At 68.7% G+C, this 14,102-nt stretch carries 9 protein-coding genes and 1 tRNA gene; 6 read left to right on the plus strand and 4 right to left on the minus strand.

Annotated features, from left to right (window positions below):
* The first annotated feature begins 28 nt into the window (after positions 1 to 28).
* The 6 genes from GH747_RS07420 to GH747_RS07445 all read left to right on the plus strand — a co-directional run bounded on the left by GH747_RS07420 (position 29) and on the right by GH747_RS07445 (position 5,417).
* A tRNA-Leu gene (locus tag GH747_RS07420) sits at positions 29 to 111 on the plus strand.
* Positions 112 to 340: 229 nt separating this feature from the next.
* A complete protein-coding gene (locus GH747_RS07425) occupies positions 341 to 1,552 on the plus strand; it encodes a branched-chain amino acid ABC transporter substrate-binding protein (protein ID WP_228552821.1) in 1,212 nt (403 codons plus the stop codon).
* A gap of 116 nt (positions 1,553 to 1,668) precedes the next feature.
* Positions 1,669 to 2,643, plus strand: a complete 975-nt coding sequence (locus tag GH747_RS07430; RefSeq protein WP_205602843.1) for a branched-chain amino acid ABC transporter permease — start codon at positions 1,669 to 1,671, stop codon at positions 2,641 to 2,643.
* A complete protein-coding gene (locus GH747_RS07435) occupies positions 2,640 to 3,827 on the plus strand; it encodes a branched-chain amino acid ABC transporter permease (protein ID WP_149768952.1) in 1,188 nt (395 codons plus the stop codon). The genes GH747_RS07430 and GH747_RS07435 overlap by 4 nt, the downstream gene beginning before the upstream one ends.
* Positions 3,824 to 4,702: an ABC transporter ATP-binding protein gene (locus GH747_RS07440; protein WP_267236161.1), complete on the plus strand. Its 879-nt coding sequence runs from the start codon at positions 3,824 to 3,826 to the stop codon at positions 4,700 to 4,702. The genes GH747_RS07435 and GH747_RS07440 overlap by 4 nt, the downstream gene beginning before the upstream one ends.
* Position 4,703: 1 nt before the next feature.
* Positions 4,704 to 5,417: an ABC transporter ATP-binding protein gene (locus GH747_RS07445; protein WP_149768953.1), complete on the plus strand. Its 714-nt coding sequence runs from the start codon at positions 4,704 to 4,706 to the stop codon at positions 5,415 to 5,417.
* A 102-nt stretch (positions 5,418 to 5,519) separates the two neighbouring features.
* Here GH747_RS07445 and pyk read toward each other — a convergent pair whose 3' ends face one another.
* From pyk to GH747_RS07465, 4 genes are all read right to left on the minus strand, one after another.
* On the minus strand, positions 5,520 to 6,977 hold the full coding sequence (pyk, locus tag GH747_RS07450) for a pyruvate kinase (protein ID WP_149768954.1): 1,458 nt from the start codon (positions 6,975 to 6,977) through the stop codon (positions 5,520 to 5,522).
* Between the two features lie 202 nt (positions 6,978 to 7,179).
* The gene (locus tag GH747_RS07455) at positions 7,180 to 8,646 is read right to left on the minus strand and encodes a glutamate synthase subunit beta (protein WP_149768955.1); all 1,467 of its coding nucleotides are present in this window, start codon (positions 8,644 to 8,646) and stop codon (positions 7,180 to 7,182) included.
* A complete protein-coding gene (gene gltB, locus GH747_RS07460; protein WP_149768956.1) occupies positions 8,639 to 13,162 on the minus strand; it encodes a glutamate synthase large subunit in 4,524 nt (1,507 codons plus the stop codon). The genes GH747_RS07455 and gltB overlap by 8 nt, the downstream gene beginning before the upstream one ends.
* Positions 13,163 to 13,346: 184 nt before the next feature.
* Positions 13,347 to 14,102: a VIT1/CCC1 transporter family protein gene (locus GH747_RS07465; RefSeq protein WP_149768957.1), complete on the minus strand. Its 756-nt coding sequence runs from the start codon at positions 14,100 to 14,102 to the stop codon at positions 13,347 to 13,349.

Here is a 14,102-nt window from a genome sequence, read left to right on the forward strand (position 1 = left end):
CCCGCGCCCGCCGGCGACCGACGGGCCAGCCGGGTTGGCGGAATGGTAGACGCGGTGGTCTCAAACACCACTGTCCGAAAGGATGTGCGGGTTCGAGTCCCGCACCCGGCACATCTCACGCTGCGGAGACCGTTGCGCGGTGCTACTTTTCGTGACGCCCCCAGACGCGCCAACAGACTTCTTTCGAAGGTTGACCGGATTTCACCGTTTCATAACGGCTTGGATTCATCCACGGTCGAGGCGCTCTCACTGTGTTAGAACGTTGCAGTTACTTGCATGGGACGCAACGTCCGCCCCGCCCCGCTCGGGGGCCGGCCCCAACGAATCGGAGGACACCACCGTGTCTCGTTCCACGAAGGCACTCGCGGCTGCCGCAGTGCTGGCGCTCACGCTCGCTGCGTGCGCCAACACCGACGACGGCGACAGCGGAGACGAGGACAGCTCGACTCCCGAGCTGACCGTCCAGACTGCAATCGATGCACCCGACGACGCTGTCAGCCCTGCGGGCGACGGATCGGCCGAGTGCCCGGCGACCACCACCATCGCCTACATCGGTGCCGAGACCGGCGCCAACGCCCAGCTCGGCATCAACATCATCAACGGTGTGAAGCTGGCGGTCGAGGAGCACAACGCGAACAACGCCAACTGCCAGGTCACGCTGCAGACGTTCGACACCGAGGGCGACCCGAACAAGTCCACCGGCCCGGTGACGCAGGCGACCAACGACGAGAACATCATCGGCGTCGTCGGCCTGCCGTTCTCCGGCGAGTCGAAGGCCACCGGCACGATCTTCGAGCAGGCCGGCCTCGTCCACATCACGCCGTCGGCCACCGGCCCGGCGCTGACGCAGAACGGCTGGACGACCTTCTTCCGCGCGCTCGGCAACGACAACGTGCAGGGCCCGGCCGTGCCGAAGCTCACCGAGAAGCTCGATGCCAAGACGGTCTACGTGGTCCAGGACGACTCCGAGTACGGCGTCGGCCTCGCCGGCACCGCCACCGAGGCGCTCGGCGACAACGTCGTCGGCTCCGACAAGGTGACGACGGGCCAGAAGGACTTCTCCGCGACGATCTCCAAGATCCTTGCTGAGAAGCCCGACGCGGTCTTCTACTCGGGCTACTACGCCGAGGGTGCGCCGTTCAACCAGCAGCTCGTCGCCAAGGGCTACGAGGGCATCTTCATCGGCCCGGACGGCGTGAAGGACCAGGAGTTCATCAACCAGGCCGGTGACGCCTCGGCGAACGCCTACTTCACCTGCCCGTGCATCCCGGGTGAGCTGATCACCAGCTTCAGCGACGCCTACAAGAAGGTCTCGGGCGGCGACGCGCCGGGCACCTACTCGGTCGAGGGCTACGACGCGGCGACCGTGCTGCTCGCGGGCATCGACGAGGGCAACCAGGATCGCGCCAAGCTGAAGGACTGGGTGACCAACTACGACGCCCAGGGCCTCAGCAAGAAGTTCAAGTGGGACGAGACCGGCGAGCTCACCGAACTCGCTGTCTACGGCTACAAGGTGCAGGATGGCCAGATCGTCTCGGTCGGCGTCCTCTGAGAGAGGCAGTCTCTAAGAGGCCTGCAACTCAGTAGCGACAGCTCGTCAACGGAGGGGGTCCGTCTGATCCAGACGGACCCCCTTCTCTGCACACCCCACTCCTCAAAGGAGCCCAAGTGGACCAGTGGATCAGCTTCGACTGGGAAGCGCTGGGCGCGAACTTCTGGAGCGCCACCGTCGACGGCCTCACCTTCGGCGGCATCTACGCGCTCGTCGCGCTCGGCTACACCCTCGTGTACGGCGTCCTCAACCTCATCAACTTCGCGCACTCCGAGGTCTTCATCGTCGGCGCGTACGCCGTCGTCTTCACCTTGACCTCTCTCGGCTTCGGTCCCTCCGTCCCGAACCTCGCCTGGTACGCGATCGCCGCCAACCTCTTGCTGGCACTGGTGTTCGGCATGCTCGCCTCGGCGGTGACAGCGTTCATCGTGGAACGCGTGGCGTACAAACCCTTGCGCGCCAAAGGCGCGCCACGCCTCGTGTTCCTCATCTCGGCGATCGGCATGTCCTTCGTCATCCAGTACCTGATCTTCTGGTGGCGCGGGCCGAACCCCGAGCCGGCGGTGATCATGTTCCAGAACAAGCCGGTCTTCGACATCGGCGGGACGCTCATCTACTTCGACTCGATCCTGATCGTGTCGGCGGCCATCATCATGATGGTCGTCGTTGATCAGTTCATCCGGCGTTCGAAGCTCGGTCGCGGCATCCGCGCCGTCGCCCAGGACCCCGACACGGCCACCCTCATGGGTGTCAACCGTGAGCGCATCATCGTGAGCACGTTCATCCTCGGCGGTCTGCTCGCCGGCGTGGCCGCTCTCTTCTACGTCATGAAGGTGCCGTCCGGCGTGCTCTACCTGGGCGGCTTCCTGCTCGGTGTCAAGGCGTTCACCGCAGCCGTCCTCGGCGGCATCGGCAACGTGCGCGGCGCCCTGCTGGGCGGCCTCCTGCTGGGCCTGATCGGCAACTACGGCCAGATCCTCCTCGGCAGTGCACAGTGGAACGACGTGGTCTGCTTCGTCGTCCTGATCGCCGTGCTGATGGTCCGCCCGGAGGGCATCCTCGGTAGCAACCTCGGGAAGGTGAGGGCATGAGTACGGGTACCCCGATGGGCGGGGCCGCAGAGTCCCAGGCCCGTGCCGACGAGCTCGTGGAGGAGACCACCAAGCCGACCCGCCTGCGCGGTCTGTCGGACTGGTGGAACCACCTCCCTCGCCTCAGCCAGTGGGCCTTCCTGCTGATCGCCGTCGCGGCCGCGTTCGCGCTGCCGCTGGTCAACATCCCGCTGCTGACGACGGAGCCCAGCAACGACTGGCCGCTGGCGTGCGCCGAGATGGCGCGCTACGCGCTCGTCGCCGTCGGCCTGAACGTCGTCGTCGGCCAGGCGGGACTGCTCGACCTGGGATACGTCGGGTTCTTCGCGGTCGGCGCGTACGTCGCAGCGCTGTGGACGTCGCCCGACTCCACGCTCGTCCACATCCCGTACCTCCTCACGCTGCCGCTGGCGGCGATGGTCACGGTCGTGTTCGGCGTGCTCCTCGGCATCCCGACGCTGAGACTCCGAGGCGACTACCTCGCGATCGTGACGCTCGGCTTCGGCGAGATCATCCGTCTGCTCGCGACGATCATCCCCGCCCTGCGCGGTCAGCAGGGCTTCCAGGAGGTCGGTCACCCGCCGGGCACCAACGCCGAGGGCAACCCGATCTTCTCCAACAGCGCCGGTGCTCCGTGGTACTGGCTGACGATCACGGTGATCATCCTGGTGATGATCGCGCTCGGCAACCTCGAGCGCAGCCGGGTCGGACGCAACTGGATCGCCCTGCGCGAGGACGAGGACGCTGCCGAGATCATGGGCGTCCCGACCTTCCGCTACAAGCTCTGGGCGTTCGGCATCGGCGCCGCTCTCGGTGGTTCGGCCGGGGCGATCGCAGCGGGCCAGATCGGGTTCGTCAACAACCAGCGCTTCGACGTCCAGATGTCGGTGCTGTTCCTCGTGGCCGTCGTCCTCGGTGGTCAGGGCAACAAGTTCGGGGCCATCCTCGGCGGCGCGATCGTCGCGTACATCCCGCTACGGTTCACGGGGATCGCCGAGTTCAAGTACCTCATCTTCGGTGCGGTGCTCGTGGTCCTGATGATCTTCCGGCCGCAGGGCCTGTTCGGGAAACGTCCGCACCTGCTGACGTTCGAACGGCGCGCGCACAAGAGGATCGCCAACCTGGCCAACGCGCCGGCTGTCTCAACAGCCCCGGCAGGCACGACCAAGGAGGCCGGCCAGTGACGGACAACGCCACTCCCCTGCCATCGACACCGAAGCCGGACGCGCCGCCGCCGCTCGACTCCGAGGTCGCGCAGCTGGCTGCCGCCGAGCGCGAGATCGCGGTCGAGGTCGGTGACAAGCTCGTCGAGATCCAGAACCTCACCATGCGGTTCGGCGGACTGACCGCCCTCGACGACGTCAGCTTCGACATCAAGCGCGGCGAGATCCTCGGTCTGATCGGCCCGAACGGTGCCGGCAAGACCACGTGCTTCAACGCGATGACCGGTGTCTACCGGCCGACCGAGGGTCAGGTCCTGCTCGAGAACGAGGCGATCGGGCGGCGCAAGCAGCACAAGATCACGCGCCTCGGTATCGCCCGGACGTTCCAGAACGTCCGTCTCTTCGGCGAGATGACGGCCCTCGAGAACGTCGTCGTCGGACTCGATGCCCGGCACAAGACTGGCGTCTGGGGCTCGCTCTTCCGCACTCCGCGGCTCTACCGCGAGGAGCGGGAGGCCATCGAGCGTGGCATGGCGCTGCTGGAGTTCGTGGGCATCGCCGACAAGGCGATGGCCCAGGCGAGCGCCCTCCCGTACGGCTACCAGCGCCGTCTCGAGATCGCCCGCGCACTCGCCACGGACCCGAAGCTCCTCTGCCTGGACGAGCCGGCTGCCGGCTTCAACCCGGCCGAGAAGGAAGAGCTCATGGCGCTCATCCGGACGATCCGTGACGACGGCTACACCGTGCTGCTCATCGAGCACGACATGCGCCTCGTGATGGGGGTGACCGACCGGATCGTCGTGCTGGAGTTCGGCAAGAAGATCGCCGACGGTCTCCCGGCCGACATCCGCAACGACCCCACGGTCATCGCCGCCTACCTCGGAGAGGAGGACTGACATGGCGCTCCTCGAGATCAACAACATCTCGGTCCACTACGGACGCATCCAGGCACTCCACGACATCTCGATCTCCGTGGAGGAGGGTGAGATCGTGACGCTGATCGGCGCCAACGGCGCCGGCAAGACGACCACGATGCGCTCGCTCGCCGGGCTGCTGAACCTGTCGTCGGGCAGCGTGACGTTCGAGGGCGAGGACATCTCCAAGCTCCCGGGCCACAAGCGCGTCGTCCGTGGCATCTCCCTCACGCCCGAGGGTCGCGGCATCTTCCCGGCCATGACGGTGCGCGAGAACCTCGAGATGGGGACGTACGCCCTCAAGGAACGCAGCACGGTCGACGAGAGCTACGACCGCGTCTTCGAGCTGTTCCCGCGCCTCAAGGAGCGCGAGGCGCAGTCCGGCGGCACGCTGTCCGGTGGTGAGCAGCAGATGCTCGCGATCGGGCGTGCCCTGATGGGTCGCCCGAAGGTGCTGCTGCTCGACGAGCCGTCCATGGGGCTCGCGCCGCAGTTCATCAAGCAGATCTTCTCGATCATCTCGCAGGTGAACGCGCAAGGAATGACAGTGCTCCTCGTGGAGCAGAACGCCAACCAGGCCCTGAGCAGGGCCGACCGGGCGTACGTGCTGGAGACCGGCCGCATCACGCGGTCCGGCACCGGCCCGGAACTCCTGGCCGATCCGGCCGTCAAGGAGGCGTACCTCGGCGTCGCCTGACGCCACGGACGCCGAAGCCGGCCTCTCCCCCCTGCCGGGGAGGGGCCGGCTTCTGCTTGTACGGACACCTGGAGGCGTCCGAGCCTGGGCGCGCTGCTTGGGCTACTCGCGGACCAGCGGCGTCGTGTACGCCGGGGACACGCCCTTGATCGCGTCACCCATGCGGTGGATGCGCAGCGCGTTGGTCGACCCGGCGATGCCAGGCGGGCTCCCCGCCACGATGACGACCTCGTCGCCCTCGGAGCACTGGCCGATCTCGAGCAGAGCCCGGTCGACCTGGAGCACCATCATGTCGGTGTGCTCGACCTCGGGGACCAGGAAGGTCTGGACCCCCCACGACATCGCGAGCTGGTTCCGGACCACCGGGTCCGGGGTGAACGCGAGGACGGGCACCGTCGAGCGGTATCGCGTCATGCGCCGAGCGCTGTCGCCGGAGGTCGTGAACGCGCAGACGTACTTCGCACCGACGCTCTGAGCCACACCCGACGCCGCGCGGCCGATCACACCGCTCCGGGTCTTCGGGTCCCAGTGGTAGGCCGCCATCCGCGGCAGGCCGTGCTCCTCGGTGCTCTCGACGATCCGCGCCATGGTGCGCACGGTCTCCATGGGGAACTCGCCGACGCTGGTCTCCCCCGACAGCATGACGGCGTCCGCCCCGTCGAGCACGGCGTTGGCGACGTCCGAGGCCTCGGCGCGCGTCGGGCGCGGTGCGGAGATCATCGACTCCAGCATCTGCGTCGCGACGACGACCGGCTTGGCGTTGCGGCGCGCCTTCTCGACGATCAGCTTCTGGACGATCGGGACGTCCTCCAGCGGCAGCTCCACGCCGAGGTCGCCGCGCGCGACCATCACGCCGTCGAACGCATCCATGATCTCGTCGAGGTTCGAGACCGCCTGCGGCTTCTCGATCTTGGCGATCACCGGACGGAATACGCCTTCCTCCTCCATGATCGCGCGCACGTCGTCGACGTCGGCGCCCCGTTGGACGAAGGACAGGGCGATGAAGTCGACGCCGGCCCGCAGCGACCAGCGCAGGTCGTCACGATCCTTGTCCGACAGAGCCGGGACGCTCACGGTGACTCCCGGCAGGTTGATGCCCTTGTTGTTGCTCAGGACACCAGGCACCTCGCACACGGCCGTCACGTCCGTGTCGGTGACCTCGGTGGCACGCAGCTTCACCTTGCCGTCGTCGATCAGGATCGTGTCGCCGACCGACACGTCGCCAGGAAGGCCGGCGTACGTCGTCGAGCACCGCTTGTCGTCACCGGCGACGTCGTCGGTGGTGATGGTGAAGGTGTCGCCCACCGCGAGGGGCACGGGCCCCGACGCGAACTTGCCGAGACGGATCTTGGGCCCTTGGAGGTCTGCCAGGATCGCGATCGGCTGCCCCGTGACCTCAGCGGCGTTCCGTGCCCACGCGAAGGACTTCTCGTGGGTCGCGTGGTCTCCGTGACTGAGGTTGAGGCGGGCGACGTTCATGCCTGCTCTGGCCAGCTCGAGGATCTTCTCCTCTGACCAGACGGCGGGACCGATGGTGCAGACGATCTTTGCTCTACGCACTCCCCAACCCTAGATCGGTCCAGGGGAGCTGCGCGACCCGACCCGCCATATTTGTTGTTTCAAAGGCGAAATCTCTCGAAACGTGAGACGAACCGACCGCCAACAGTCCCGCCCCCCGAACGCGATTCGGGCAGTTCGGTGCCGTTCTGCGAAGCAGAAACGCACCGAACTGCCCGAATCGGTGACGGGACGGAGGCGGGGGTCAGACGACCAGCGGGCGCTCCGTCGGCAGGATCGGCGACGGGAGGGTCGTCGAGCCGTTGAGGTACGCGTCGACCCCGGCGGCGCACGAGCGACCCTCGGCGAGCGCCCACACGATCAGCGACTGACCACGGCCGGCGTCACCGGCGACGAAGACACCCGGGACGTCGGTCATGTACGCGTTGTCGCGCGCGACGTTGCCGCGCTCGTCGAGGCCGACACCGAGCTGCGACACGACGCCGTCGGTCTCCGGCCCGGTGAAGCCCATCGCAAGGAGCACCAGCTGTGCGGGGATCTCGCGTGCGCTGCCCTCGACCTCCTGGAAGCGCCCGTCGACCATCTCCACCTCGACCAGGCGCAGCGCACGGACGTTGCCGTCCTCGTCGCCGAGGAACTCCTGCGTCGAGACCGCGTAGACGCGCTCTCCGCCCTCCTCGTGCGCCGAGGCGACGCGGTACAGCATCGGGTACGTCGGCCACGGCTGGTGGCCCGGACGCTCCTCGGTCGGACGCGGCATGATCTCCAGCTGCGTGATCGAGCGCGCCTGCTGACGGATCGCGGTGCCGAGGCAGTCGGCGCCGGTGTCACCGCCACCGATGATGATGACGTCCTTGCCCGTCGCCACGACCTGGCCCTCGACCGTCTCGCCGCGCGCGACCCGGTTGGCCTGCGGGAGGTACTCCATGGCCTGGTGGATGCCGCCGAGCTCACGCCCGGGAGCGGGCAGGTCACGACGCACCGTGGCGCCGGTCGCGAGCACGACGGCGTCGTAGCGGTCCCGCAGCTCCTCGCCGGTGATGTCGAGGCCGACGGAGACGCCGTTGCGGAACACCGTGCCCTCGGCCGTCATCTGCTCGATCCGGCGGTCCACGACGGACTTCTCCATCTTGAACTCCGGGATGCCGTAGCGCAGCAGCCCGCCCGGCTTGTCGTCACGCTCGTAGACGGCGACGGTGTGACCTGCACGCGTCAGCTGCTGCGCGACCGCGAGCCCCGCAGGGCCTGAGCCGATCACCGCGACGGTCTTGCCCGTCAGCCACTCCGGGGGCTCCGGCACGACCCGGCCGTCGTCCCAGGCGCGGTCGATGATCGAGACCTCGACGTTCTTGATCGTCACCGCGTCGCGGTTGATGCCGACGACGCAGGCCGTCTCGCACGGCGCCGGGCAGAGGCGACCCGTGAACTCCGGGAAGTTGTTCGTCGCGTGCAGCCGCGACATCGCCTCCTCCCAGTCGTCACGCCACACCAGGTCGTTCCACTCCGGGATCAGGTTGCCCAGCGGGCAGCCCGAGTGGCAGAACGGGATGCCGCAGTCCATGCAGCGGCCGGCCTGCTCGGTGATGATCGGCAGCAGCGCACGACCAGGCGTACCGGGGTACACCTCGTTCCAGTCGTGGATGCGCTCGCCGACCGGACGGCGCTGCGCCACCTGGCGCGGCGTCTTCATGAAACCCTTCGGATCAGCCACGGATCGCTGCCTCCATCATCGCTGCGGTGGTCTCGTCCTCGCCGAGACCGGCCTCCTCGGCTGCGGCACGCGCCTTCAGCACCCTGCGGTAGTCGACCGGCATGATCTCGGAGAACCGCGTCAGCGAGGTCTCCCAGTCGGCCAGAAGCTTGGCGGCGACCTCCGAGCCGGTCTCCTCGGCGTGCCGGGTGACGAGGTCCTTGAGCGCGTCGGGCTCGCCAACCTCGTGGACCTCGACCATCTCGCGGTTGACGAGATCGTCGTCCAGGTCGAGCACGTAGGCGACCCCGCCGCTCATACCGGCCGCGACGTTGCGGCCGGTGGTGCCGAGGATCACGACGCGACCGCCGGTCATGTACTCGAGCGCGTGGTCCCCCACCCCTTCGACGACGGCTGTCGCGCCGGAGTTGCGGACGCAGAAGCGCTCACCGGCGCGCCCGCGGACGAAGATCTGACCGCTCGTCGCGCCGTACCCGATGACGTTGCCGGCGATGATCTGGTCCTCGGCGACGAACGACGCGTCGCGCGGCGGCCGGATCACGAGCCGCCCACCGGACAGGCCCTTGCCGACGTAGTCGTTGCCGTCGCCCTCGAGGCGCAGCGTGATGCCGCGCGGGACGAAGGCGCCGAACGACTGACCGGCCGAACCCGTGAAGGTGACGTCGATCGTGTCGTCCGGCAGGCCCGCCCCGCGGTAGCGCTTGGTGACCTCGTGGCCGAGCATCGTGCCGACGGTACGGTTCACGTTGCGGATCTCCAGCTGCGCACGGACCGGCTCGCCACGGTCGAGCGCGTCCGTGGACAGCGCGATCAGCTCGTTGTCCAGCGCCCGGTCGAGGCCGTGGTTCTGCGTCGTCGTGTTGCGCAGCGCGGCCCCCTCGGGGAGCTCGGGGACGTGCAGGATCGGCGCCAGGTCCAGCCCGCTCGCCTTCCAGTGCGCGATCGCCTCGCGCGAGTCGAGGACCTCGGCGTGCCCGACGGCCTCCTCGATCGAGCGGAAGCCGAGCGCCGCGAGGTACTCGCGCACCTCCTGGGCGATGTACTCGAAGAAGTTCACGACGTACTCGGCCTTGCCGGAGTACTTCTTGCGCAGGTCGCGGTTCTGCGTCGCCACGCCGACCGGGCAGGTGTCGAGGTGGCAGACGCGCATCATGATGCAGCCGGACACCACGAGCGGTGCCGTCGCGAACCCGAACTCCTCCGCACCGAGCAGAGCGGCGACCACGACGTCGCGTCCCGTCTTCAGCTGGCCGTCGGCCTGGACGACGATGCGGTCGCGCAGCCCGTTGAGGAGCAGCGTCTGCTGGGTCTCGGCCAGGCCGAGCTCCCAGGGGCCACCCGCGTGCTTGAGCGACGTGAGCGGCGACGCGCCGGTGCCACCGTCATTGCCCGAGATCAGGACGACGTCGGCGTGCGCCTTGGAGACGCCCGCTGCAACCGTGCCCACGCCGACCTCCGCGACCAGCTTCACGTGCACCCGCGCGGACGGGTTGGCGTTCTTCAGGTCGTGGATCAGCTGCTTGAGGTCCTCGATCGAGTAGATGTCGTGGTGCGGAGGCGGCGAGATCAGGCCGACACCCGGCGTCGAGTGCCGCGTCCGCGCCACCCACGGGTAGACCTTCGGGCCAGGCAGCTGCCCGCCCTCGCCGGGCTTCGCGCCCTGCGCCATCTTGATCTGGATGTCGTCGGCGTTCGTGAGGTACTCCGACGTGACGCCGAAGCGACCGGACGCGACCTGCTTGATCGCGCTGCGACGCTCCGGGTCGTACAGGCGCTCCGGGTCCTCGCCGCCCTCGCCGGTGTTGGACTTGCCGCCGAGACGGTTCATCGCGATCGCGAGCGTCTCGTGCGCCTCCTGGCTGATCGACCCGTACGACATCGCACCGGTCGAGAAGCGCTTGACGATCTCGGAGACCGGCTCGACCTCCTCGATCGGGACGGCCGGACGGACGCCTTCCTTCAGCTTGAGGAGCCCACGCAGGGTCATCAGGCGCTCGGACTGGTCGTCCACGCGCTGCGTGTACTGCTTGAAGACGTCGTAGCGGCCTGCGCGCGTCGAGTGCTGGAGCCGGAAGACCGTCTCCGGGTCGAAGAGGTGCTGTGCACCGTCACGACGCCACTGGTACTCGCCGCCCGTGTCGAGCTGGCGACGCGAGGCGGAGATGCCGGCCGTCGGGTACGCCTTGGCGTGCCGGATGCGGACCTCCTCGGCGACGACGCCGAGATCGATGCCGCCCAGGCGCGAGGTCGTGCCGGTGAAGTAGCGCTCGACGAGCTCCGGAGCGAGACCGACGGCCTCGAAGATCTGGGCACCCGTGTACGAGGCGACGGTCGAGACGCCCATCTTGGACATCACCTTGAGCACGCCCTTGCCGAGCGCGTAGCGGAGGTTGGCGACCGCCTTCTCCGGCGCGACACCCTCGACGTAGACCGCCTCGCGGGCGAGGTCCTCGGCCGTCTCCAGCGCGAGGTACGGGTTGACGGCGGATGCGCCGTACCCGAGCAGGAGCGCCACGTGGTGCACCTCGCGGACGTCGCCGGTCTCGACGAGGAGGCCGACGCGGGTCCGGGTCTTCTCGCGCACCAGGTGGTGGTGCAGCGCGCCGGTCATCAGCAGCGACGGGATCGGGGCCAGCTCGTGGTTCGAGTGGCGGTCCGACAACACGATGATGCGGGCACCGTCGGCGATCGCCGCAGACACCTCGGTGCACATCTCGTCGAGGCGCTTGCGCAGCGAGTCGGCGCCGCCGGCCACGTCGTACAGGCCACGGACGACGTAGGTCGAGAGGCCGGGCATGTTGCCGTGACGGTTGACGTGCCTGATCTTGGCGAGCTCGTCGTTGGTGATCACCGGGAACGACATCTGCAGCTGGCGGCACGACGCCGGCGTCGCCTCGAGCAGGTTGCCCTCGGCGCCGACCGTGCTGAGCAGCGAGGTCACGAGCTCCTCGCGGATCGCGTCCAGCGGCGGGTTGGTGACCTGCGCGAAGAGCTGGTTGAAGTAGTCGAACAGCAGCCGCGAACGGTCCGACAGCACGGCGATCGGCGTGTCGGTGCCCATCGAGCCGATCGGCTCGGCTCCCGTACGAGCCATCGGCGCGACGAGGATGCGGAGCTCCTCCTCGGTGTAGCCGAAGACCTGCTGACGGCGCGTCACGGACGCGTGCGTGTGCACGACGTGCTCGATCTCGGGAAGGTCGGAGAAGCGCACGAGGCCCGAGTACAGCCACTCCTCGTACGGGTGGGCGCCGGCGAGCTCCGCCTTGATCTCCTCGTTGGGGATCACGCGGTGCTCGTCGAGGTCGAGCAGGAACATCTGACCCGGCTCGAGGCGCCCCTTGCGCACGATGGTCGCCGGGTCGAGGTCGAGGACGCCCGCCTCGGAGGCCAGCACGACGAGGCCGTCCTCGGTCTGCCAGAACCGCCCGGGGCGCAGCCCGTTGCGGTCGAGGACCGCACCGATCTGCGTGCCGTCGGTGAAGACGACGCACGCGGGTCCGTCCCACGGCTCCATCATCGTGGAGTGGAACTCGTAGAACGCCCGCTGCGCGGGGTCCATCTCCGGGTTGTTCTCCCACGCCTCGGGGATCATCATCATCACCGCGTGCGGGAGGCTGCGGCCGCCGAGGTGCAGCAGCTCGAGCGCCTCGTCGAACGACGCCGAGTCGGAGTCCTCCGGGTCGACGATCGGGAAGAGCCGGCTCAGGTCGCCCGGGATCAGGTCCGACTCGAGCAGCGCCTCGCGGGCGCGCATCCAGTTGCGGTTGCCGCGGGCGGTGTTGATCTCGCCGTTGTGCGCGATGAAGCGGAACGGGTGAGCCAGCGGCCAGCTCGGGAACGTGTTCGTCGAGAAGCGGCTGTGCACGACCGCCATCGCCGACGCGATCCGGGCGTCGGTCAGGTCGGGGAAGAAGTGGTCGAGCTGGTCGGTCGTCAGCATGCCCTTATAGCCGAGGGTGCGGGCCGACAGCGACGGGAAGTAGACGTCGAGCTCGTGCTCGGCGCGCTTGCGCAGCGCGAAGGTCACGCGGTCCAGGTCGATGCCGGTCCGGGAGCCTTCGGAGTCAGCGACGAACAGCTGCACGAACGACGGCATCGCGCCACGCGCCATCGAGCCGAGGACGTCGGGGTTGGTCGGCACGTCGCGCCAGCCGAGGACCGCGAGGCCCTCCTCAGCCGCCAGGGCCTCGATCGCCGTACGGGCGCCCGCCGCGTCGGTGGCCTCGACCGGCAGGAACGCCGTGCCGACGGCGTACTGTCCCTGCTCGGGAAGCGCGAAGTCGACCACGTCACGGAGGAACGCGTCCGGCACCTGGAGGAGGATGCCGGCGCCGTCGCCGGAGTCCGGTTCGGCGCCCACGGCGCCGCGGTGGTCCAGGTTGCGCAGGGCGGTCAGGCCCTGGGCAACGATCTCGTGGCTGGCCTGGCCGGTCAGCGTCGCGACGAACGCGACACCACAGGCGTCGTGCTCGTGCTCGCCGGAGTACAGACCTTGAGCTGGGGGAAACCCGCGCATGCCGTTCTTCTCCCGTCGTCTTCGCTATGGCGCTTTCGAACAGGGGGAGCTCGCACAGAGACGAGGTGCCGGTCCGTCAGCGGGGGAACAACCACACCGAAGGGACGACCTTGGCCCTCACATGGCTTGCCCAGGTTACACGATTGTTGCGGGCAGCGACCGCTCGGTACGCCGTACGGCGACGTCAGTCGGTGATGCCGCCGACGAGGCCGCCGATCCCGAAGGTGAGCGCCGCCGCGGCACTGCCGAGGACGAGCTGACGCAGCCCGCCGAACCACCACGGACGATCGGTGAGCGCCGTGACGAGGGCTCCGGTCCCGAACAGCGCCACGAGCGACGCTGCGACGGTCGGGCCCAGAGACGTGATCCCGAGCATCAGCGGGAGGAGCGGGATCAACGCTCCGAGCGCGAACGACAGGAACGACGAGACCGCGGCAAGCATCGGGGACGGCAGGTCGGTGACGTCGATGCCGAACTCCTCCCGGGCATGGACGCGTACGGCGTTGTCGGGGTCGGAGTGGATCTGCTCGGCGACCTCGCGGGCAACGTCCTCGTCCACGCCCTTCGCCACGAACATCGAGGCCAGCTCGGCCTGCTCCTGCGCGTCGTCGCGGAGGATCTGGCGGCGCTCCCTCGACACCTCGGCGCGCGCGAGCTCCGCCTGGCTCGCGACGGACGTGTACTCGCCGACGGCCATCGAGAACGCCCCCGCCGCCAGGCCCGCGACACCGGCCACGATCACCGGCGTCGGGTCGCTCGTCCCCCCGGCCATGCCCATGATCAGGGCGAAGTTGGAGACCAGGCCGTCCGAGGCGCCGAACACCGCTGGCCGGAGCCAGCCGCCGGTGACGTCGTGGTGCTCCTCGCCGATCGTCGCGGGGTCGGGGAGGGGGTACGGCGCGGGACGAGCCGCGTCGTCAGGCGTCGGGGCCTCGGTCAT

The organism is Mumia xiangluensis (assembly GCF_010994095.1).
Taxonomy (GTDB): domain Bacteria; phylum Actinomycetota; class Actinomycetes; order Propionibacteriales; family Nocardioidaceae; genus Mumia; species Mumia xiangluensis.

What these genes read in the sequence shown, in the direction of transcription:
- GH747_RS07445 (WP_149768953.1), top strand. Translation starts at nt 4,704, where the DNA reads ATGGCGCTCCTCGAGATCAACAACATCTCGGTCCACTACGGACGCATC.
- GH747_RS07435 (WP_149768952.1), top strand. Translation starts at nt 2,640, where the DNA reads ATGAGTACGGGTACCCCGATGGGCGGGGCCGCAGAGTCCCAGGCCCGT.
- GH747_RS07465 (WP_149768957.1), bottom strand. Translation starts at nt 14,102, where the DNA reads ATGACCGAGGCCCCGACGCCTGACGACGCGGCTCGTCCCGCGCCGTAC.
- gltB (WP_149768956.1), bottom strand. Translation starts at nt 13,162, where the DNA reads ATGCGCGGGTTTCCCCCAGCTCAAGGTCTGTACTCCGGCGAGCACGAG.